17 protein-coding genes and 1 pseudogene are annotated in these 19,693 nt (G+C 72.0%); 8 read left to right on the forward strand and 10 right to left on the reverse strand.

Going from position 1 to position 19,693, the window contains the following annotated elements; all coding sequences use genetic code 11:
• Positions 1 to 35 precede the first annotated feature (35 nt).
• Complete coding sequence (locus J8M51_RS30125; protein ID WP_086751306.1) at positions 36 to 602, forward strand: hypothetical protein; 567 nt, start codon at positions 36 to 38, stop codon at positions 600 to 602.
• 13 nt (positions 603 to 615) lie between these two features.
• Here the strand turns inward: J8M51_RS30125 and J8M51_RS30130 are convergent, their stop codons facing one another.
• The gene (locus tag J8M51_RS30130) at positions 616 to 1,329 is read right to left on the reverse strand and encodes a hypothetical protein (protein ID WP_086751304.1); all 714 of its coding nucleotides are present in this window, start codon (positions 1,327 to 1,329) and stop codon (positions 616 to 618) included.
• A 224-nt stretch (positions 1,330 to 1,553) separates the two neighbouring features.
• On the opposite strand from J8M51_RS30130, the pseudogene J8M51_RS30135 reads away from it, so the two are divergent.
• The 3 genes and pseudogenes from J8M51_RS30135 to J8M51_RS30145 form a co-directional block, all read left to right on the forward strand.
• Positions 1,554 to 1,664: pseudogene (locus J8M51_RS30135) on the forward strand (DUF2975 domain-containing protein); the annotation flags it as partial.
• The gene (locus tag J8M51_RS30140; protein ID WP_086751302.1) at positions 1,664 to 1,924 is read left to right on the forward strand and encodes a helix-turn-helix domain-containing protein; all 261 of its coding nucleotides are present in this window, start codon (positions 1,664 to 1,666) and stop codon (positions 1,922 to 1,924) included. The pseudogene J8M51_RS30135 and the gene J8M51_RS30140, both read left to right, overlap by 1 nt.
• Positions 1,921 to 2,424 carry a hypothetical protein gene (locus J8M51_RS30145; protein ID WP_086751300.1) on the forward strand — a complete coding sequence of 168 codons (504 nt, stop codon included), beginning with the start codon at positions 1,921 to 1,923 and terminating at the stop codon, positions 2,422 to 2,424. Before J8M51_RS30140 ends, J8M51_RS30145 begins: the two co-directional genes overlap by 4 nt.
• 18 nt (positions 2,425 to 2,442) lie before the next feature.
• On the opposite strand, the gene J8M51_RS30150 is transcribed toward J8M51_RS30145, so the two are convergent.
• From J8M51_RS30150 to J8M51_RS30185, 8 genes are all read right to left on the reverse strand, one after another.
• Positions 2,443 to 4,191, reverse strand: a complete 1,749-nt coding sequence (locus J8M51_RS30150) for an RICIN domain-containing protein (protein WP_086751297.1) — start codon at positions 4,189 to 4,191, stop codon at positions 2,443 to 2,445.
• 121 nt (positions 4,192 to 4,312) lie between these two features.
• On the reverse strand, positions 4,313 to 6,496 hold the full coding sequence (locus tag J8M51_RS30155) for a beta-galactosidase (protein ID WP_086751295.1): 2,184 nt from the start codon (positions 6,494 to 6,496) through the stop codon (positions 4,313 to 4,315).
• 67 nt (positions 6,497 to 6,563) lie between these two features.
• The gene (locus J8M51_RS30160; RefSeq protein WP_086751293.1) at positions 6,564 to 7,451 is read right to left on the reverse strand and encodes a carbohydrate ABC transporter permease; all 888 of its coding nucleotides are present in this window, start codon (positions 7,449 to 7,451) and stop codon (positions 6,564 to 6,566) included.
• Positions 7,448 to 8,326: a carbohydrate ABC transporter permease gene (locus J8M51_RS30165; RefSeq protein ID WP_086751291.1), complete on the reverse strand. Its 879-nt coding sequence runs from the start codon at positions 8,324 to 8,326 to the stop codon at positions 7,448 to 7,450. The genes J8M51_RS30160 and J8M51_RS30165 overlap by 4 nt, the downstream gene beginning before the upstream one ends.
• Before the next feature lie 6 nt (positions 8,327 to 8,332).
• Positions 8,333 to 9,727, reverse strand: a complete 1,395-nt coding sequence (locus J8M51_RS30170; protein ID WP_086751289.1) for an ABC transporter substrate-binding protein — start codon at positions 9,725 to 9,727, stop codon at positions 8,333 to 8,335.
• 371 nt (positions 9,728 to 10,098) lie between these two features.
• Positions 10,099 to 11,172, reverse strand: a complete 1,074-nt coding sequence (locus J8M51_RS30175) for a LacI family DNA-binding transcriptional regulator (protein ID WP_216588396.1) — start codon at positions 11,170 to 11,172, stop codon at positions 10,099 to 10,101.
• 160 nt (positions 11,173 to 11,332) lie between these two features.
• A complete protein-coding gene (locus tag J8M51_RS30180; RefSeq protein ID WP_086754243.1) occupies positions 11,333 to 13,024 on the reverse strand; it encodes an amidohydrolase in 1,692 nt (563 codons plus the stop codon).
• Between the two features lie 91 nt (positions 13,025 to 13,115).
• Positions 13,116 to 14,630, reverse strand: coding sequence for an APC family permease (locus J8M51_RS30185; RefSeq protein WP_086754241.1), 1,515 nt, complete (start codon positions 14,628 to 14,630; stop codon positions 13,116 to 13,118).
• Positions 14,631 to 14,777: 147 nt separating this feature from the next.
• Here J8M51_RS30185 and J8M51_RS30190 point away from each other — a divergent pair, with 147 nt between their 5' ends.
• From J8M51_RS30190 to J8M51_RS30205, 4 genes are all read left to right on the forward strand, one after another.
• Entirely contained in the window at positions 14,778 to 15,470 is a 693-nt protein-coding gene (locus tag J8M51_RS30190; RefSeq protein ID WP_216588399.1) for a TetR/AcrR family transcriptional regulator, read from the forward strand.
• A gap of 179 nt (positions 15,471 to 15,649) precedes the next feature.
• On the forward strand, positions 15,650 to 16,090 hold the full coding sequence (locus tag J8M51_RS30195; RefSeq protein ID WP_267299596.1) for a hypothetical protein: 441 nt from the start codon (positions 15,650 to 15,652) through the stop codon (positions 16,088 to 16,090).
• A gap of 89 nt (positions 16,091 to 16,179) precedes the next feature.
• Positions 16,180 to 16,701 (forward strand): hypothetical protein, encoded by a 522-nt coding sequence (locus J8M51_RS30200; RefSeq protein WP_236067554.1) that lies wholly within the window; start codon positions 16,180 to 16,182, stop codon positions 16,699 to 16,701.
• 81 nt (positions 16,702 to 16,782) lie between these two features.
• Positions 16,783 to 18,735 carry a copper resistance CopC/CopD family protein gene (locus J8M51_RS30205; RefSeq protein WP_267299597.1) on the forward strand — a complete coding sequence of 651 codons (1,953 nt, stop codon included), beginning with the start codon at positions 16,783 to 16,785 and terminating at the stop codon, positions 18,733 to 18,735.
• 69 nt (positions 18,736 to 18,804) lie between these two features.
• Here the strand turns inward: J8M51_RS30205 and J8M51_RS30210 are convergent, their stop codons facing one another.
• Complete coding sequence (locus tag J8M51_RS30210) at positions 18,805 to 19,587, reverse strand: DUF1775 domain-containing protein (RefSeq protein ID WP_398857132.1); 783 nt, start codon at positions 19,585 to 19,587, stop codon at positions 18,805 to 18,807.
• Positions 19,588 to 19,693: the final 106 nt, after the last annotated feature.

Raw genomic sequence — 19,693 nt, forward strand, 5'->3', positions numbered from 1 at the left:
GTCCTCGCTCCGGTCCGCTCGACTAGCCTCGCCCCATGTCACTCACCGTCGAGCAGTTGACCGGATACGTGGAGCGCGACCTGGACGCCGATCTGGCGCGCTGGTTCCCCGACGGTCCCCGCGTCGAGATCCCCGCGTCGACCCGCCCGGTCGAACCGTTCCTCGCCAGGCTCCCGCCCGCCGCCGCCACCGCGCTGGCGAGTTTCGACCGCCGGGTCCGCTCGGGGACCCTGGCGCGGTTCTTCGACATCGACGAGTGGTCGTACGCCTTCGACTTCGCGAAGAACGACGCGGTGATCCTCGACACCGACTACGAGACGGAACTCTCCGACGACGACGTCTGGTCCCTCGGCGCCGACGGCTCGGGCAACCACTTCGTCGTCCTCACCAGCGGCCGGATCGCCGTGTGGTTCCACGAGGAGCAGGTCATAGAGGCCGACACCCAGTACGACGGCCTCGACGTCTTCCTGTGGTCACTGGTCCGCTACCACGCGGTGCGCGCCGGCGTCCTCCACCGGGCCGACGTCGAGGACGACTTCCGGTCCCTCGCCCAGCCCGGGGCGCTGGCCCCGGAGATCGGACTCCTCGCCTACATGTCCTGATCACGGCCGTCCGTCACAACCGCCACCACCACGCCTCCAGTTCGTGATCGTCGGCGAACTCCACGGGAACCGCGTAGGGCGACCGCCGGGCGGTGGCCAGTGCGCCGGTGCGGCGGACCACGGCGCGCAGATCCCGCACGGCGGGCATGCCGGCGAGTTCGTCGACGTCGAAGGGGCAGCCCGCCGGGCCGCCGAGCAGGGCTTCACAGCCGAACGCGTACCACTCGCCGACGAGTTCGGGCTCGCCCCGCTGCTCGGCGGCGACGGCGATCTCACGGACCACGTCGATGAGCGGGGTCGGGCGCGGCGGATCGGCATCGGCACCGCGCAGCTCCCCGGCGGAGACCATCCGGCGCCACAGATCGGTGCCGGCGTCGCAGTAGAGGAACGGCGGATCGACATAGCCGTCCTGCAGCCGGCCGTCGTAGCCGTGGAAGTCGGGCGCGTCCTCGTCGAACGTGCGCAGTGCGGTGAACTCCGTCAACGCGTCCAAGTGGGCGGACCGTTCGGCATGGTCGGGATGCCGGTCCAGGGGGAACCGGTACACGTATCCGCGCCGCAGCGAGATGTCCCGCACACGAAAGCGTGTGAACGAGCAGTCGAACCCGTCCTGGAAGTCGTAGAGTCTCGCGATCCAGTCCCGGACGCGTGGATCGTCCGCCGGGGCGTGACGGTCCAGGAGCCGGATCGAGTCCGCCACCAGATCCTCGATCACATGCTCGGACATGGGTCCCCGTCCTCCGCGTCGCTCATCGGCCTCCCCGCATCCAACCAGCCCCCACCGACACCGACACCACGGCCCCGGACGAGACCGGGCCCGCCTCGGACGAGGTGAGCAGCCGGAAGCCACTTGGCTGATCTATCGATTCTCGATAGATTTCTATCGCTGGGCGAGTGGGTCTCCGGATGGAGGAGGGCGTCGTGGGAAAGCTGACGATGCTGGTGTTCGTGGTGCTGGGGGTGGCCCTGATCGTTCTCGTCCTGCGGATGCTGCTCGCCCAGGCCGTCCACCGCGACATCGAGGCGACGCGGATGCGGGCCGAACCGGCCGAGGTGATCTGATGCCGATCGCCGTCGACATCGATGTGATGCTGGCCCGCAGGAAGATGTCCGTGGGCGAACTCGCCGACCGCGTCGGGATCACCCCCGCCAATCTGGCCGTGCTCAAGAACGGCCGGGCCAAGGCGGTCCGCTTCACCACCCTCGCCACCCTCTGCGAGGTCCTCGCCTGCCAGCCGGGAGACCTGCTGCGCTGGGAGAGCGACACGGGGGACACCGACGCCGAGGGCGCCGACACCGCCGCGACAGGGGTGCGGCCATGACCGCGCACGCGGAACGCCCGCTCCTCTTCCTGGACGTCGACGGCACACTGCTGCCCTACGGCGGCGCGAGGCTCCCCTCGGTCGCCGAGGAGTGGGTCGCCTGGCAGCACACCTCGAACCCCCAGCTGGCGAAGATCGACCGCGAGCACGGCCCGCGCCTGCTGCGGCTGCCCTGCGAGACGATGTGGGCCACCGCGTGGATGCACGACGCGAACGACGTGGTCGCCCCGCTGCTCGGGCTGCCACCGCTGCCGGTGGTGGACCTGCCGGAGGCGCCGGAGGAGGACCGCGCCGATCTGCTGCACTGGAAGACCCGGGCGCTCGTCCGCACCGCCGCCGGGAGGCCGTTCATCTGGGCCGACGACGAGATCACCGGCCTCGACCGGGCCTGGGTGTCACGGCACCACCCGGGGCGGGCCCTCCTGCACCGCGTCGCATCCGAAGTGGGGCTGACACCCGCCGACTTCGCCGTGTTCCGGAGCTGGCTGGGCGGCGGGTGAGCGGCTGCCTCGGGTCCGCTACCGCACGAGCTTCCAGTCCTGGGAGCCGTCCGAGGCCGCGTTCCGCAGGGTGAGGGGTGCGTCGGCGGACGCGCCGGTCAGGTAGAGGTCCTTGTTCTTGACCGACTGCAGCTTGACGTGACCGTTCGCGGACTGGACGACGTTCCACGTGCCCGTGGCGGTGTCGTCGACCCACTGGCCGATGCGCTGGCCGGCCGTCGCGCTGCCCGTCCAGACCGACGCCGCCCGGCCGCCCGACTTGTTGAGCAGGGTCACACCGCCGCCGGATTTGGTGACGACGTGCCAGTACTGGGTGGCCGGGTCGGCCGCCGTTCCGGCGTCCTCCAGGACGACGTCGGGGACGTCACCGTTGCCGATGTTCGCGTCGGTGCTGTTGTTGCCCGTGCCGATCACCTGGCCGGTCTTCCGGTTCACCAACTGCCTGTAGTCGCCGGCGGAGTGGCCGAGGTCGACCTCGGCGTGCGCGATGACCGACGTGCCCTGGTTGTTGAGGATCACGACGCGGCCGGTGCCGTCCACGTACTGCAGGTTCCGGCTGTAGCCGGCCCGCGAGGTCGTCTGGAACTCCTTCCACACGCCGTCGGAGCGTCCGCTGTCGTTGACCCAGACGTTGCCGCTGCCCGCGGCGTTGTAGACCAGGCGCCCGTCGGGAAGCCGGATGAGGACCGGACTGCCGCCTCCCGCCAGGGGACGCGAACCGGCGACGACCGGCAGCGCGTCGACCCCCATGCCGGTGGCCGACCCCTGGAAGAACTTCAGCGGGTCGTCCGCGATCCGGTACCGGGTGTTGGCCCCGCCGCCCCAGTATTCGTAGGTCAGCAGCCACTTCTCGTCGGCCGTCGGCACGAGGTTCGTCATGCCGGGCCTGCCGCCGCCGATCTCCGTCTTGCCGCCGCCCATGTCCTCGGTCAGGCCGGCGATGTCGACGACCGGCTCGCTCCACCTCTTGCTCTTGCCGTTCCAGGTCTTGTGGACCAGGATCTGGCCGTGCGAGTCCTTGGCGGTGTCGTTCGCCGGGTCCGGCTTCGGGACCCCGGTCGCCGGGTCGAAGCCGACGTAGTCGTTCTCGTCGGAGTAGAAGCAGACCAGCTTGTTCTTGCGGACCATCAGGTACGGCTCCCACAGGGGATCCACCTGCTTGTACGTGTTCGCCTCGGCGACGTTCTGCCCGACCGCGCCCGCGCTGCCGCCCTGCCAGCCGCCGGTCGCGACGATGTTGAGGATCTTCCAGGTCGAGCCGTTGTCGGTGCTGGAGTACAGGGCGATCGCCATGTCCTCGCGGTCACCGTCGTTGGACGGCGTCCAGCTTGGGTCGGCCGCCTTGCGCTCCTTGTAGTACCGGTCGTCGCCCGACACCACGCTCGCCAGGAGCAGCGTGCCCGCCGCCAGATCGCCGACGCGGTCCGGAAGCACGTACAGGAACGGGTTCGTCCAGTTGCTGGTGTACTTCGCGTACTGAGGGTCGTCGGAGAGGTACGCCGGGGCCTTGACCTCGGACAGCGGCCGCCACGTCGTCCCGTCGTCGTCGCTCTTGTAGACCGGCAGGGTCTGCCGGTCGGCGCTCCCCGTGGCCGTCACGACGGTGGACTTCTCGAACGACGCGACCAGGCGGCCGTTCGGCAGCTGCGCCGACTTGGGGTAGACCGCGCAGTTGCCGCGCCCCTTGAGGCAGGGTTCGCTGCCGAGCTGGTACACGGTCCCGCCCGTCGGGGCGTACGCCTGGGCGGTCAGGGGCATCGCGAGCATCGCCGACGCTCCGACGACACCTCCCAGCGCTCTGCCGAGTCTTCTTCTGTGCACAACCACTCCTTCGGGGATGGAACAGGACGGACGGTGGTCCCGGGCCCCGGTGCTGGGCCCCGGGCCCTCAGGCCCCGGTGTCGGTGCCGGTGCCGGTGCCGGTGGCGGTGGCGGTGGCGACGAGTACGCGCACGTCCCACGGCCCCAGTTCCAGCGGTGTCCCCGCCGGAAGGGCCGTGCCGGTCAGCGCGTCGGACAGGGACACCGGCACGGGAACGCTCGCGGGCTCCCAGGACCAGTTGTGGACGATGTGGACGCGGCGCCCGTCGGGCGAGGTGCCGGTGGTGGCGGTCACGGACTCCGGGAGGGCGCCCCAGGCGTGGCGGGCGGCCGGCGCCAACCACTCGGCCAGGGCCCGGCCGAGGGCACGGCCGGGAACCGTACCGACCTGGGTGACCCGGCCCGCGCCGTGCCGGTGGGTGGTGACGGCGGGCCAGCGCCCGAAGTGCGGGTGGTCGTAGGTGACGAGCGGCTCGGCGTCGGTGACCGTCAGCCCGTCCGCCCAGCGGGTCGCGGTCGCGCCCTCGGGCAGCGGGAGCGAACCGCCGGGCGCCGACCGCACCGGCACCTCCCGTACGAGGTTGCTGAACTCGTCGTAGCCGACGCCCGCGGCCTCGGTGAGGCGCCCGGGGGCCCGCTCGGTACGGGCACGGGCCTCGTCGTCGGCGTATCCGGTACGGGGGCCGAGGACGAGATGACCGCCCGCGTGGGCGTAGGCGGCGAGCCAGTCGAGGGTGGAGTCGGCGGCCAGATACAGCGCCGGGACGACCAGCACCGGATGGCGGCGCACGGCCTCCTCGGGCGACAGACCCTCCCGCTCGCCGCTCGGGTCGTGCAACTGCCGGGCGTGGACGATACGGACCTGACGGCCCGCGTCGAAGGCGCCCCGGTAGAACGGGTCGAGGATGCGGTGGTACGCGGCGGGGTCCGGGTCGCCGTCCGGCTTCGCGAGCGGCGGGTACTTCTGCATCAGCCACTTGCTGGGCGTCGAGTACACCAGCGTGATGTCGGCGTCCGGTTCGAGTCCGGCGACCAGCGGCCCGGCCGCCTCGAACTCCGCCCCCAGCCGGGCGAGTTCGGCGTACGTACGGCCGGGGCGGCCGGTGTGCGGCAGGACGCCGCCCCAGTAGGTCTCGGCGCCGAAGTGCAGGGTGTGCCAGTGCCAGTACTCGATCATCCGCGCGCCGCGCGCGACGAGCGCCCAGGCGGCCTGGCGCCACTGACCGTCGTAGGCGGGCCGGTTGTCCCAGGCCATGCCGATCGAACCGGCGTCGGTCTCGGTGACGAGGAACGGCTCCTGACGGGAGGAGAACATCCAGTCGGCGGTCTGGTACAGCGCCCACACCCCGGTGGTCTTCCACTTCTGCTCATGGGCGTCGGGGGTCGGGTCGGGGAGGAGCAGACCGTCCTGCATGTCGTAGTAAGGGTTGCCGGTGGCGATGTCGAGGCGGTCGGTCAGGTCGTCGTCCTCCACCCCCTGCCGGGTGTAGGAGATACAGGTGGTGACGAACTGCTCCGGCGAGGCGTACTCACGGACCAGATCGGCCTGCCAGCCGATGAACTCGGTGACCTGCCGGGCCTGGAACTCCCGCCAGGCGACGTCGTACTGCGGCTGCTCGTTCCCGTCCGGCGTCCACAGGTCCGCCCAGGTCGACAGCCGGTGCGACCAGTAGACCAGCCCCCACTCGCGGTTGAGGGTCTCCACGTCGCCGTACTTCTCGCGCAGATGGTCCACGAAGCGCTGGAACACCCCGTGGTTGTGGAACAGGTGCAGACCGGGTTCGTTGTCGACCTGGAAGCCGATGACGGCCGGATGGCCCGCGTACCGGCCGACGACCTTGCGGATGACCCGCTCGGCGTGGAAACGGAACGCCGGGTGGGTGAAGTCGACCTCCTGACGGGCGCCCCAGCCGACGCGCTCACCGGTGCGCCGCTCGGCGGTGATCTCCGGGTACTGACGGGCCAGCCACGGCGGAACGGCGTACGTGGGGGTGCCGAGGACGACGGAGATACCGCGCTCGTGGGCGCCGTCCAGGACCGGCTGGAGCCAGTCGAGATCGAACCGGCCGTTCTCGGGCTCCCAGGTCGACCACACCGACTCACCGACCCGGATGACGGTGAAGCCGGCGTCGGCCATCAGGTCCAGGTCGCTCTTGAGCCGGTCGGCGGGATGCGTGGGGGAGCCGTGGGCGGGCGCGTACTCGTGGTAGTACGCGGCACCGAACAGGACGCGGGCAGGCAGAGCCGCCATGAAGGGGAACCTCCGGGAGAAGTGGGGGAGTCGGTACGAGAGGTGAGGGTGGGAGGAGGCGGATGTCCTACTGCTTGACACCGCCGGTGGCCAGGCCGCTCTGCCAGTACCGCTGGAGCATCAGGAACGCCACGACCAGCGGGACGATCGAGATCAGGGAACCGGTCACCACCAGCGCGAGCATGTCGCTGCTGGCCCCGGCACCGCCGTTCTGCGCCTGCGCGGCCCAGGAGGCCAGGCCCACGGTGATCGGGTACAGATCGGGGTCGTTGAGCATGATCAGTGGCAGGAAGTAGTTGTTCCAGGTGGCCACCAGGGTGAACAGCAGGACCGTCACCACCCCGGGGCCCATCAGCCGCAGCGCGATCCGGAAGAAGATCCGGGCCTCGCCGGCGCCGTCGATCCGGGCGGCCTCCAGGATGCTGTCGGGGACGGCGTCCGCCGCGTAGACCCGCATCAGATAGAGGCCGAACGGGTTGACGAGGGAGGGCAGGATGATCGCCCACGGGGTGTTGGCGAGGCCCGCCTGCGCGAACAGCAGATAGGTCGGGATGGCCAGCGCGGTGGTGGGGACCATGACGGCACCGAGGACCAGGTTGAACGCGGCCCGGTCGCCGCGGAAGCGGTACTTGGCGAAGCCGTACCCCGCCGCGGCGGCGAGCAGCGCGGCGCCGACCGCGCTGATCCCGGCGTACAGCACGGTGTTGAGCAGCCAGCGCACGAAGACCCCGTCGTCCTGGGTGAGGGTCTCCTTGATGTTGGCCAGGAGCTGTGGGGTGTCGGAGAACCACAGCCCGAAGCTGTTGAACAGGTCCTGGGTGCTCTTGGTCGAGGCGACCAGCAGCCAGAACAGGGGGAGGAGGAAGTAGGCCAGGGCGGCCAGCATCGCGATCGTCAGCGGGGTGCTGCGGCGGGAGGTGGAGGGGGACGTAGTGGTGGACGTGGAGGTGGTCACGGGGTCCTCCGGCGGTTCGCGGTGAGCAGGACGCCGTAGGAGGCGATCACGATGATCAGGCCGAGGAGGAAGGAGACCGTGGCCGCGTAGTTGACCTGCTGGCCGGTGAAGGCGAGGGAGTAGGCGTAGAGGTTGGCGGTGTAGGAGCTGGTGATGACGTCCGGGGCGATCTTCATCAGCAGGTTCGGCTCGTTGAACAGCTGGAAGCTGCCGATGACCGAGAAGAGCAGCGTGAGCAGCAACGCCGGTCGCAGCGCCGGGAGTTTGATCGACCAGGCGATGCGCCAGGCCCCGGCGCCGTCCATCGCGGCGGCCTCGTACAGCTCGTGCGGGACGGTGCGCAGCGCGGCGTACAGGATGATCATGTTGTAGCCGACGAACTCCCAGGTCACGATGTTCGCCAGGCTCCCCAGCATCCAGCTCTCGCTGAGGAAGTTCGGGGCCGGCAGGTCCAGGTTCCGGCTCAGCTGGGCGAACGGGCCGAAGTCAGGGCCGTACAGATAGCCCCACATGAGCGCGGCGACGACGCTGGGCACGGCGTACGGGACGAAGATGCCCAGCCGGATCACCCGTGCGAGGCGCAGCAGACCGCTGTCGAGCGCGAGCGCGAACAGCAGGGCCAGCAGCAGCATCACCGGGACCTGGATCACGAAGAACAGCGCGACCCGGCCGACCCCGTGCAGGAACTGCGAGTCGCCGAAGGCCTTGGTGTAGTTGTCGAGGCCGACGAAGACGGTCCCGCCGATCAGCCGCTCCTGGAAGAGGCTGAGGTAGGCGGCGTAGCCGAGCGGGGCGAGGAACAGCAGGAGGAACAGCACCAGGAAGGGTGCGACGAACAGGGGTCCCGCCGAACGGCGGCGGCGTGTGGCGGCCATCTCGGTTCAGCCGCCCTTGACGGTGAAGCCCTGGTTCTTCGCGTACGTCGTCAGCCGTGACTGCCAGCTGCCGAGCGCCTTGACCGTGTCGGACTTGTCGGCGAGGGACTTGCCGACGGTCTCCGTCCAGTCGGTCGCCGCCTGGTCGAGGAACGGCGGCCACTGGAAGGACGGGTCGACGCTGGAACTGATGTCGGCGAAGACCTGGTTGACCTTCTGGCCGCCGTAGAACGACGGCGCGTCCGCGACGAACTCCGCGTCCGTGAGCAGGGCCTTGGTCGCCGGGAAGAAGAACTGCTCGGTGGCGAACATCTTCGCGCTGGCCGGGTCGCTGTTGAGGAACTGCGCGAACACGGCCGCCGCGATGGGGTTCTTGGTGGAGCGGATGACGGCGGTGGTCGAGCCGCCCCAGTTGCCGGAGCTGGGCTTGGACGCGTCCCACTGGGGGAGCGGGGCCGCGCGCCACTTGCCGGCCGTCGCCTTGGCCGAGCCGGAGAGGAAGGCCGGGCCCCAGGCCGCGGTGATCCAGGAGGCGTACCGGCCCTGGTTGAGGGCGGCGTACCAGGCGTCGGTGAAGTCGGGCTCGACGCTGATCACGCCCTCCTTGGCGAGCCCGCCCCAGTACGCGCCGAGCTTCTTGGAGACGGCGTCGTCGACGCTGATGGTGATGTCGCTCTTGCCGGAGGTCGCGTACGGCTTGGCGCCGGCCTGCCAGAGCAGTCCGTGCCAGGCGGCGGGCTGGTTGGCCGCGAGGTTGGTCAGATAGACGTCGGGGTCCGCCTTGTGCAGCTTGCGCGCCGCCTCCGCGAACTCGTCCCAGGTGCCCGGCACGTCGATGCCGTGCTTGTCGAAGATGTCCTTGCGGTACAGCAGTCCCATCGGCCCGGTGTCCTGCGGGATCGCCCACACCTCGCCGTCGCTTCCGCTGACCTGGCTCCACGTCCAGTCGACGAACCTGTCCTTCAACTCCGAGGCGCCGTACGGGCGCAGGTCCAGCAGACTGTCGGTGATCGTGAAGGTCGGGATCGCCTGGAACTCCATCTGCACCATGTCCGGGGCGCCGCTGCCGGCCTTCAGCGCGGTGCGCAGCTTGGTGTACTGCGGGGTGCCCTGACCGGCGTTGACGACCTTGATCCTGACGGCCGGGTACTTCTTCTCGAAGAGCGCGATCTCCTTGGCGATGTTCGGGACCCAGGTCCAGAACGTCAGCTCGGTCGGCGTCTTCATCGCCTTGTCGATGTCGGCCTGGCTGACCTTCTTCGTGGAGCCGGAGGCCCCGCCGGAGTCACCGCCGCCGCAGGCGGTCAGGGCCGCCCCGAGCGACAGGGCACCCGTGGTGGTGAGGAACAGCCGGCGGCTCATGGGAGAGGAGGCGGCGGCGGTGAACGCGTTTCTGGGCATGGTGAACTCCGGGCTGGTGGCGAGGGTGGTGGCACGCCCGATACGGACGTACGGAGATGTGCGGGAGGCGAGGGGACGCGACGAACCGGCTCCGGCGCGGACAGGGCCGGGAGCGCGTCCGGGACACGGGGTCGGCGGGACACCGGGTGCCGCGGGCACGGCGGGGGTCGCGGCCGGGGGGAGGGAGGGGCGTGGACACCTGAGGCAGTGCGGGGATCTGGCTCAGGAGACGCCGTGGGACACGGGGGCGGCCTCACGTCGAGCGGGTGAGGAGCGCGCCGGGGCGGCGGGGGCGTGACGGGTGGTGCGGCTCGTCCGAGGGGTCACGCGCCGGCCGTGCGGGGAGGGCGTACGGGCGGGGGAGGCGGTGGTCAGCGTCGCGTGGCGGTGCCTCCGTCCGGACTCGGCGGTGGCGCGGTCGAGGCGCGGACGACGAGGTCGACCGGTGGGTCGCTCGGCGGCAAGGGGTCCGCGCCGGGGTTCTCGATGGTGTGCACGAGACGCTTCAGCCCCTCCTGCGCCACGGCGTCGAACGGCTGCCGCACCGTGGTCAGGGGAGGAGTCACATAGGCGGCGACCGGGATGTCGTCGAAGCCGACGACGCTGACGTCCTCCGGCACCCGCCGCCCGGCCTCCGCCAGCGCGCGGATCAGACCGATCGCCATGTCGTCGTTGGCGGAGAACACGGCGGTGACGCCGGCGTCCTCGGCGAGGGCGCGTCCGGCCGCGTAGCCGGACGCGGCCGACCAGTCGCCCCGGACGACCTCGGGCACGTGCCTCCCGTGGGCCGTGAGTGTCGCCCGCCAGCCCTCCAGACGGTCCCGGGCGGCGTACCACCGCTGCGGACCGGCCAGGTGATGGACCGTCGTGTGGCCCAGCCCCAGCAGGTGTTCGGTCGCGGTGCGCGCCATCAGGTCGGCGCCGTCGCCCGCGTTCAGCACCGCGGGCGCGGTGAGGAACGGCGGGGCGCCGAGGACGAGCACCGGCACGGCGACCCGGGGAGCGGGGTCCCCGTCCCCCTCGGCCTCGTCGATCGGCTCGGAGACGACGATGCCGTCCACGCCCTGGTCGAGCAGCGAGTCCACGGCTCCCGCGATCCCCGCCGGATCACCCTCCACCGTGTTGACCACGCGGAGGGCGTACCCGGTGTCCCGGACCGCCCGTTCGACGCCCATCAGCAGCGAGGCCGGGCCGTACAGCGCCGTCCCCAGCGTCACCACCCCGATGGAGCGGGTCCGCCCCGAGGCCAGCGCCCGCGCGGCGTTGTTACGCCGGTAACCGAGCTGCTCGGCCGCGTCCAGGACCCGTCCGCGCACCTCGGCGGAGACATACGGCTCGTCGTTGAAGACCCTCGACACGGTCTTCTGCGAGACCCCGGCCAGCCGCGCCACATCCGTGCTGCTCGGCGCCGCGGGGCTGCCGCCCCGTCCTGTACCTCGCGTCATGACGCATGCCTCCCGGTGACCGTGTGGACCGAACCGATGATGTCAGACATCGCCTCTCTGACTGCGCTGTCATGTCTGCGTAGTCATGTCTACGCAGTCAGACGACCGTCGTCAAGGGTTCGGTACGGATCCGTGGGCCCGGCTGCCCGTCGGGGCCCGGCTACGCGTCGGGGGCCGCGTGGACGCGCTCCCCGTCCACGAAGGTCTGCAGGACCCGGGTGGCCGCGATCTCCTCGGGCGGGCCGGCGAACGGGTCGCGGTCGAGGACGACCAGGTCGGCGGCCCGGCCGACGGTGATGCTGCCGGTGAGGGTGTCCAGGTGGTTCGTGTGGGCGCTGCCCGCCGTGTACGCGGCGAGGGCCGTGCCGAGGTCGAGGCGCTGCCCGGGCAGGAACTCGGGGGTGCCCTCGGGGGCGTCGGGGGAGCGGCGGTTGACGGCGACGTGCAGGGCCTGCAGCGGGTCGGGGCTGCTGACCGGCCAGTCGCTGCCCGCCGCGAGCGTCGCCCCGGCCCGCAGCAGATCGCCGAACGGGTACTGCCGGGCGCCGCGTTCGGGGCCGAGGAACGGCAGGGTCAGCTCGTCCATCTGCGGTTCGTGCGCGGCCCACAGCATCTGCAGGTTGGCGCCGGCGCCGAGCGGGCGGAACCGCCGTACGTCGTCGGGGTGGACGACCTGGAGGTGCGCGAGATGGTGGCGGGTGTCCCGGTGCCCGTTCGTGGTGCGGGCGGCCTCGACGGCGTCCAGCGCCTCGCGCACCGCGCGGTCGCCGAGGGCGTGGAAGTGCACCTGGAAGCCGAGCGCGTCGAGTTCGGTGACGTACTTCTTCAGCTCGCCCGGTTCGACGAAGCTGATGCCGCTGCCACCGCTGTCGCTCTTGCTGGTGCCGTCCGGGGCGCAGCCGCAGCCGGTGAGATACGGGTCGAGCATGGCGGCCGTGTGGTTCTCGGCGATGCCGTCCTGCATGATCTTCACCGTGCCGGCCCGGAACCGGCCCCCGCTCAACTCCGCGCGCCGCGCGACGAGTTCGGGGATCTGCTCGGCACCGCGCTCACGGTCCCACCACAGCGCGCCGACGACCCGGGCGGTGAGCAGGCCCCGGTCCTGGGCCGTGCGGTAGGAGGGTGCCGGGTCGGTCATGTTGGCGTACGCGCCGACGATGGCGTCCTGCCAGGCGGTGACTCCGTGGGAGTGCAGCACGGCCTGGGCGCGCAGCAGGGCGGTCAGCTGTTCCTCGGGAGTGGGGTCGGGCACCAGCCGGCCGACGAGGTGGACGGCGCCCTCCTGGAGCATGCCGGTCGGGTTGCCGTCGGCGTCGCGTTCGATCCGGCCGTCGGCGGGGTCGGGGGTGCGGGCGTCGATGCCGGCCCGTTCCAGGGCACGGGAGTTGACCCAGGCGCCGTGATGATCGCGGTTGGGCAGGAAGACGGGCCGGTCGGGCACGATCGCGTCGAGCGCGGCGGCCGTGGGGGCGCCGCCGGGGAACGCCTCCAGGGACCAGCCGCCGCCGGTGATCCACTCGGCGTCCGGGTGCGCGTCGGCGTACGCCCGGATCCGCCGCAGATACTCGGCGGGGTCGACCGTGTCGGCGAGATGGCACAGGCCCAGTTCCAGGCCCGCGCCCTGCGGGTGGACATGGGCGTCCTGGAAACCGGGCAGCAGCAGCCTCCCGGCGAGGTCGACGACCTCGGTACCGGGCCCGATGAGCGCGTGCACCTCGTCGTGGCCGACGGCGACGATCCGCCCGCCGCGCACGGCCACGGCGGTGGCACGGCTCCGGGCGGGATCGACGGTGTGGACGGGCCCGCCGGTGAGGACGAGATCGGCGGGGCCCGTGACCTGAGACTGCGACATGCGGATGGACTCCATGGGAGATACGGGGGATGGAGGTACGGGAGATGGAGATACGGGAGATGTGGGGGGGCGAGGGAGAGCGCGGGCGGGCTCAGACGGCGGTGTGGTCCATCGGCAGGGCGATGGCCTCGGCGTCGGTGCCCTGACCGGTGGTGAAGTACGGCGACCGGCGGACGTACTTGGCGACCGCGGCCATCACCAGACCCGCCAAAACGATGACAGCGGGCAGGGAGAACATGAACCACCCGTTGTCGGGGCTCAGTTCGAAGTGGTCGCTCATGGTGAGGTACGAGTATCCGAGGTAGCCGCCGAGGCCCAGCAGCACCAGCCCGGAGACGGCGGGCACCCCCACCGCGAGCAGCGCCTCCCGGGGCCCGTCGCGGAGGGCGGACCGGAAGCGGACGGCACAGGCGAGCGCGGTGAGGCCGTAGTAGAGGGCGACGAGCAGACCGATGGCGTTGACGGCGGCCAGCAGCATGTCGCTCAGCCGGGGGAGGGCGACGGCCAGCAGGGCGATCACGGCGGCGATCGACAGGACGACGACCGTCCCGGCGGCGGGGGTGCCGTAGCGCGGGTGCACCCGGGTCCACAGCGGGCCCATGGTGCGGTCCCGGCCCATCGCCAGCAGCCCGCGGGCCGTGGGGATCAGCGTGGACTGCACGGAGGCCGCGGCCGAGAACATCAGGGCCACCAGCGGCAGCGTCGCCCAGGGCTCGGCGGCCAGTTTCTGCCCCAGGTACGGCAGGGCCTGCGGGCCGTTCTCGATCAGTTCGGCGAGGCTCATCTCGCGCTGGAAGGCGACCGAGGCGAAGAGGAACAGACCCAGCATGGCGAAGAGCGCGATCAGTCCGCCGCGGGCCGCGTCGCCCGGCTCCCTGGTCTCCTCGTTGACGCTGAACGCCGCGTCCCAGCCCCAGAAGAAGAACACCGCGAGGACCATGCCCTGGGCGAAGGTGGTGCCGTCGCCGATCTCGAAGGGATTGAACCAGGACAGGGAGAAGGACTGCTCGCCGGTGACGAGGGCCCAGCCGCAGAACCCGATCAGCACCGCGTACTCGAAGACGAGCAGCGCGAACTGGAAGCGGGTGGTGGCCCGCATACCGGTGACGGCGAGGGCGGTCAGACCGAGCAGGAGGACCAGTCCGACGGCCGTGCTGACACCCGTGGACCCCGGGTCGAGGGCGATGCCCGCGAGGCTGGTCAGCCCGGCCTTGTTGGCGAACACCAGGACGACCGAGCCCATGACGGCGCTGGTGTAGGCACAGAAGATGACCGAACCGACGATCGTGACCCAGCCGGTCAGGAAGCCGGGCCAGGGGCCGAGGGTCTTGCCGACCCAGGTGTAGCCGTTGCCGCAGTTGGGCTCCGAGCGGTTGAGACGGGCGTAGGCCGTGGCGATGCCGAGCACCGGCAGGAAGGCGAGGAGCAGGAGCACGGGGCCCTGCAGACCCACGATGGTCGCGATCGTGCCCATGCCGATGGCGATGCTGGTGGTGGCGGCCGTGCTGGAGGCGGCGATGGCGACACCGTCGACCACGCCGAGGGAGCGCCGCAGCTGCGTGGCGGATCCGGTGGATCCGGTTGACCGGGTGGATCTGGAGGACATGAAGGGCTCCTCGTGGGGAGGGGACGAGGTTAAGCCGCGCGGGACTGTGATGGAACACCCGGCGTTCTCCTTGCGTCAATGCTGTTGACATAAGAACGCCCCGGCCCTTCACTGCCGGTACGTCCACCGGCCGACAGGAGCCCTCCGATGCCCAGCCGAGTCCCGCAGGAACGCAGACGGCGCCGCCCCACCCGCTCGGGTGTCGTGCTGTCGGAGGAGCTGATCGTGGAGACCGCGCTGCGGCTGATCGGCGAGCACGGCCCGGAGGCACTGAGCGTGCGCAGACTCGGTACGGCCCTGGGCTGCGACCCCAGCGCCCTCTACCGCTACTTCCACGGCACCGACGACCTGGTGCTCGCCATCGCCGACCGCATCATCGGCGACACCATGGCCGGCTTCGTCCCCGGCGACGACTGGGTGGCCGCGCTGCGCGAGATGGCCCTGCGGGTCCGCGCCGGATACCTCGCCCACCCCCGCGCGGCGGCCTTCGCCGCGTACCGGGTGACCCGGCGCCCCAACGAGATCCGCGCCGTCGACACCGGCATCGGACTGCTGCTCGCGGCGGGCTTCGCACCGGCCGACGCGACCCGCCTCTATCTGACCTTCATCGACACCGTGCTCAGCCACGCGGCCATGGAGGCGGCGTTCCAGGCGCTCCCGCGCGGGCAGCGTGAGGCCGACGAGCGGGCGTGGGGCGAGGTCTACCAGGGGCTCGACCCGGCGGCGTACCCCGCCCTGACCGCCGTGCAGCGGGAGCTGCGGAGCATGGGCGGCAGTTCCTTCGAGGAGGCCGTGGACCTGCTGCTGGAGGCGCTTGCGGCGCGGGCCCCGGCGAGGTGAACCCCCGGCCCGGCCGTCCGGCCGTCCGCGGGCGGTCGCCGTGCCGACCGGGACCGCCCGGGGTGTTGCTCATCTCACCCTTCCCCGAGCGGTGTTCGGCGTCGGCCGGGCTCGACGGCCGGTAGCGTCTTGGCGTCGGAGGAAGCAGCGGAAGCAAGGGTGCCGGGGGTCCAGTGGTGATGCGGCGAGTGGCGGCGGCCGTCGTGCTGCTGGCCGCGACGCTGCTCCTGCACCTGGCCACCCCGCACCACCCGGCCACCCCGCCCGACGCCTCCCCCGGGATCGCCTCCGCCGCTGTGACGGGTCCCGACGCCGTGACGGGGTCCGTTGTCGTGACGGGTTCCGCCGTCGTGACGGGTTCCGTCGTCGTGATGGGTTCCGCGCAGGCCAAAGAAGGGACGGCGGCGCATCACGAGGCGTCCGCCGACACACTCGTCCGGCCTGCGCGCGCGGACCGGCCCCGGACGGAGCCGACGACCGCCGTCGCCGGCCCGACCGACGCTCCGGCCGACGCCCGCCCTGCCTCCGGTACGACCCGGCCCCGTACGGCGAGGGACTCCCGGACCCCGAGCACCGGGGCGGCGCCCACCCCGAGCGCCCTGCAGACGTTCCGCCACTGACGGGCCGCGTGCGGCCCGCCTCCCGACATCCCGCCGGGCCGCACGTCTCTTCGCACCCCTTCCCGTTCACGAAGAGCACGAGGCCGACCATGCCCATCCCGCCGACCACGCGGTCACCCATCGAGCACGTCCGCACCTTCACCGGCCCGGCGCGCGGCGCCCTGTCGGTCGCGGCCCTGGCCCTGCTGACCCTGACCCTCGCCACGGCCTGCGGCGGGGGAGGGGACGACGACGCGGCGGCCGACCGCAGGGCCTCGAAGACCCCGGCGATGTCCGCGGCACCCGAGGCCGGTGTCGTGGCACCGGCGAAGGTCGAGGTGATCGCCGAACTGACCGGCTGCAAGCCCAAGATCCGCATCGACGCGGACGAACTGCGGCAGGGCGTCTGCCACACGCCCGAGGTCGACTACCTCGTCACCACCTTCCCGGAGGAGAAGTACAAGGAGACCTGGCTGGAGTCCGCCGCGATCTACGGCGGCAAGTACCTCGTCGGCGCACGCTGGGTCGTCAGCGCCAAGCCGGAACTGCTGGAGGGGCTGCGGGCCAAGCTCGGCGGGACCGTGCGCGAACTGAGCGGCCTGGGCCCCAGCCCGGCCCCGAGCACGTCGTAGCACCCGGAGCGACCTCGCCACCACCCCCTCCACGTGCGGTCCTGCCCGCACGTGCCCCCACCCCTCCGGAGGCTGCTTCCCATGCACACGGCATCGCGCCGGGCCAGGACACCGCTGACCGCGCTGCTGCTGGTCGGCGCCGTACTCGCCCTCCTCCTCGGCGGCGCGGGACCCGCCTCCGCGCACGCCGCCCTGAGCGATTGCGACCCGGCCGACACCGCCGTCCTCAAGACGGCCCCGACCCAGGTGACGCTCACCTTCACCGAGGCCGTCAGCCTCTCCGACGGCTCCCTGCGCGTGCTGTCGCCGAAGAACGAACGCGTGAACGACGGTCCCGTCCGGCGTGCGGACGGCCGGTCGAACACCGCCCAAGTGCCGCTCTCCGACGACCTGTCCGACGGCACCTACACCGTCGCCTGGCGCGTGGTCTCCGCCGACAGCCACCCGATCGCCGGCGCGTTCACCTTCTCCATCGGGGAGCCGTCCGCCACCACCGCCGAGGTGGCGGACGGCTCCCCGGACGACACCCCGCTCTCCCGCCTCTACGGAGTCTTCCGGTACATCGCCTACAGCGGTCTCGCCCTGCTCATCGGCGTCGCCGTCCTCGTCGTCGTCTGCCGCCCCGCCGGCGCCGCCCTGCGCCGACTGCGCGTCCTGCTGGTGGGCGGCTGGGCGGCGCTGTTCGCCTCCACGGCCGTACTGCTGCTGCTCCGGGGTCCGTACGAGACCGGTGAGGGGATCGGGGCGGTGGCCGACCTGTCGCTGCTGGGCCGGACGGCCACGGGCCGCACCGGGACCTCCCTGCTGACCCGGCTGGTGCTGCTCGCGGTCGCGGCGGTTCTCCTCGGACTGTTCCGGTCCCGGCTGCGTCGCCGCCGAACGGCCGAAAGGGCGGCCGGGGCGGGCGACCTGTTCCCGACGGGACGCCCGGTGGCTCTCCCCGTGGCTCTCTTCTCCGTGGCCCTGGCCCTCACCTGGGCCGCCGCCGAACACGCCTCGGCCGGAATCCAGGTCCCCGTGGCGATCCCGGTCTCCGTCCTGCATCTGCTGGCCATGGCGGTGTGGCTGGGCGGCCTGACCGCCCTGACCGCCGTCCTGTTCCGGGCACCCGCCGGCCCCACGCTCCCGGCGGCGGCCCTGGCCCGCTTCTCCCGGCTGGCGTTCGCCGCGGTCACCGTCCTGGTGGTCACCGGCGTGTACCAGTCCTGGCGGCAGGTCGGCTCCTGGAGCGCGCTCACCGACACCGACTACGGCCGTCTGCTCGTCCTCAAGGTCGGTGCCGTGGTGGTGGTGTTGGGGGCGGCGGCGTTCTCCCGGCGCTGGACGGCGGATCTCGGCCGGGCGCAGGGGAGCGAGGCGCTCGCCGAGGTCGAGCCGCGCGTGCGGGTGCGGGTACCCGAGAACGTGGGTGCGTCGTCCGGCGAGGGCGTCGCCCAGGGTGGTGGTGACGGTGACGGCGACGCCGGCGGTGGGGGTGTGGCGGAGCCGCGTCCCCCGTCCGGCCCCGTGGTCGACTCCGACCGCCACCGGCGCCGGCTGCGCGGGCTGCGCCGGTCGGTCGCCGTCGAGGCGGTGATCGGGGCCGTCGTGCTGGTGATCACCACGATGCTCACCGGGACCCAGCCCAGCCGCGCCGCCGCCGCGACGGGCGGCGGCGCCGGGGTGACCGGGCTGCGGCAGCCGCCCGCGAGGGTGGTGACCGTGCCCTTCGACATGGGCAAGCCGAACAGTGACGGCAAGGTGCAGCTCACCTTCGAGCCGGGCACGGTCGGCGAGAACGTCGTCGAGGCCCTGGTGTTCGGACCCGACCAAGGCGTGGCCACCGTCCCGGAGTTGCGTCTGACGCTCACTCATCGCGCCCAGCGCATCGGCCCGTTGGACGCGAAACTCGTCGACCAGGGCGGCTACTGGTCCACGGACAGCCTGCGCCTCCCGCTGCCCGGCACCTGGACGCTGCGGCTGACCGTGCGCACCACCGAGATCGACCAGGTCACCGTCACCGAGAACGTCGACATCAGGCCCCTGCCCGACTGACCGAGGCGCCCCCGCCCAAAGAGCGCCGAGGTGCCCCCGCCCAAAGAGGGCGGGGGCAGGATCAGCCGATCAGCTCTGTGGCGCGACGCCACGGCGCCTGATCAGCCACCACACCCCGCCTCCCGCGAGGAGCAGGGCCACGGCCACCCCGCCGATGACCGGGCCCGCCGAACCGCCGTCGTCCTCGGCGGCGGAGTCGGATGCGGGCTCCGACTCCGTGGCCCCGGTGGTGACTTCGGCGGCGGGTTCGGAGGCCGGTGCCGTCGGGGTCGGGGTCGTGCTCTCCGCGGTGTCCGAACCGGGGGCCGGGCCGACCGGTTCGGCGCCGGGGGCGGCCGCCTTCAGCCGCAGAACCGGCGCGGGCTGTTCGGGTTCCTCGCCGCCCGTGGGCAGTTCGATCCAGCGCGAGATCTTCCCGTCCTCGTAGACCTCGACGGTCCTGAACGCGACCTCGTTCGCGTCGGGCAACTGCCGTACCTGGATGGTGTGTTCGGCGTCGACCCCGACCTTCATGGCCGGGCCGCCGACGGTGTACCCGTCGTCGGTGGCCTTGAGCTTCCAGCCCTTGGGGGCCTCGGTGAGCCTCACATCACCGGGGGCGATGCCCTCGGGCAGGACGACGCGGAGTTCGGTGAAGCCCGCCTCGTCGGACTCGGCCTCGGAGACGAAGGTGAGGGCGACGTTCTCCGCGAGGGCCTGGGGCTTGTCGGCCTCGACCTCCGCGTGGGCGGCGGCCGGCCCGGCGAGCGCGAGGACGGCCGTCAGCGCGGCGGCCCCCACGAGCGCGGCACGACGGCCGGCCCGGGGGCGTACATATGTGGACACGCGGGGCGTGCGGAACGCGGTGGACACAGGGGAGTTCCTTGCTGGTGGGAGACGAGCCGGACCCGCGACGGACATGCCGGGGCCGGTGAAGGACCGAGGAGCGCTCCCCGCGCGGTGGTCCCCTGCGCACCAC

Source organism: Streptomyces griseiscabiei (assembly GCF_020010925.1).
Taxonomy (GTDB): Bacteria; Actinomycetota; Actinomycetes; order Streptomycetales; family Streptomycetaceae; genus Streptomyces; species Streptomyces griseiscabiei.

What these genes read in the sequence shown, in the direction of transcription:
- J8M51_RS30165 (WP_086751291.1), bottom strand. Translation starts at nt 8,326, where the DNA reads ATGGCCGCCACACGCCGCCGCCGTTCGGCGGGACCCCTGTTCGTCGCA.
- J8M51_RS30170 (WP_086751289.1), bottom strand. Translation starts at nt 9,727, where the DNA reads ATGCCCAGAAACGCGTTCACCGCCGCCGCCTCCTCTCCCATGAGCCGC.
- J8M51_RS30205 (WP_267299597.1), top strand. Translation starts at nt 16,783, where the DNA reads ATGCACACGGCATCGCGCCGGGCCAGGACACCGCTGACCGCGCTGCTG.
- J8M51_RS30175 (WP_216588396.1), bottom strand. Translation starts at nt 11,172, where the DNA reads ATGACGCGAGGTACAGGACGGGGCGGCAGCCCCGCGGCGCCGAGCAGC.
- J8M51_RS30130 (WP_086751304.1), bottom strand. Translation starts at nt 1,329, where the DNA reads ATGTCCGAGCATGTGATCGAGGATCTGGTGGCGGACTCGATCCGGCTC.
- J8M51_RS30195 (WP_267299596.1), top strand. Translation starts at nt 15,650, where the DNA reads ATGCGGCGAGTGGCGGCGGCCGTCGTGCTGCTGGCCGCGACGCTGCTC.
- J8M51_RS30180 (WP_086754243.1), bottom strand. Translation starts at nt 13,024, where the DNA reads ATGTCGCAGTCTCAGGTCACGGGCCCCGCCGATCTCGTCCTCACCGGC.
- J8M51_RS30125 (WP_086751306.1), top strand. Translation starts at nt 36, where the DNA reads ATGTCACTCACCGTCGAGCAGTTGACCGGATACGTGGAGCGCGACCTG.
- J8M51_RS30145 (WP_086751300.1), top strand. Translation starts at nt 1,921, where the DNA reads ATGACCGCGCACGCGGAACGCCCGCTCCTCTTCCTGGACGTCGACGGC.
- J8M51_RS30190 (WP_216588399.1), top strand. Translation starts at nt 14,778, where the DNA reads ATGCCCAGCCGAGTCCCGCAGGAACGCAGACGGCGCCGCCCCACCCGC.
- J8M51_RS30150 (WP_086751297.1), bottom strand. Translation starts at nt 4,191, where the DNA reads ATGCTCGCGATGCCCCTGACCGCCCAGGCGTACGCCCCGACGGGCGGG.
- J8M51_RS30185 (WP_086754241.1), bottom strand. Translation starts at nt 14,630, where the DNA reads ATGTCCTCCAGATCCACCCGGTCAACCGGATCCACCGGATCCGCCACG.
- J8M51_RS30140 (WP_086751302.1), top strand. Translation starts at nt 1,664, where the DNA reads ATGCCGATCGCCGTCGACATCGATGTGATGCTGGCCCGCAGGAAGATG.
- J8M51_RS30155 (WP_086751295.1), bottom strand. Translation starts at nt 6,496, where the DNA reads ATGGCGGCTCTGCCTGCCCGCGTCCTGTTCGGTGCCGCGTACTACCAC.
- J8M51_RS30200 (WP_236067554.1), top strand. Translation starts at nt 16,180, where the DNA reads ATGCCCATCCCGCCGACCACGCGGTCACCCATCGAGCACGTCCGCACC.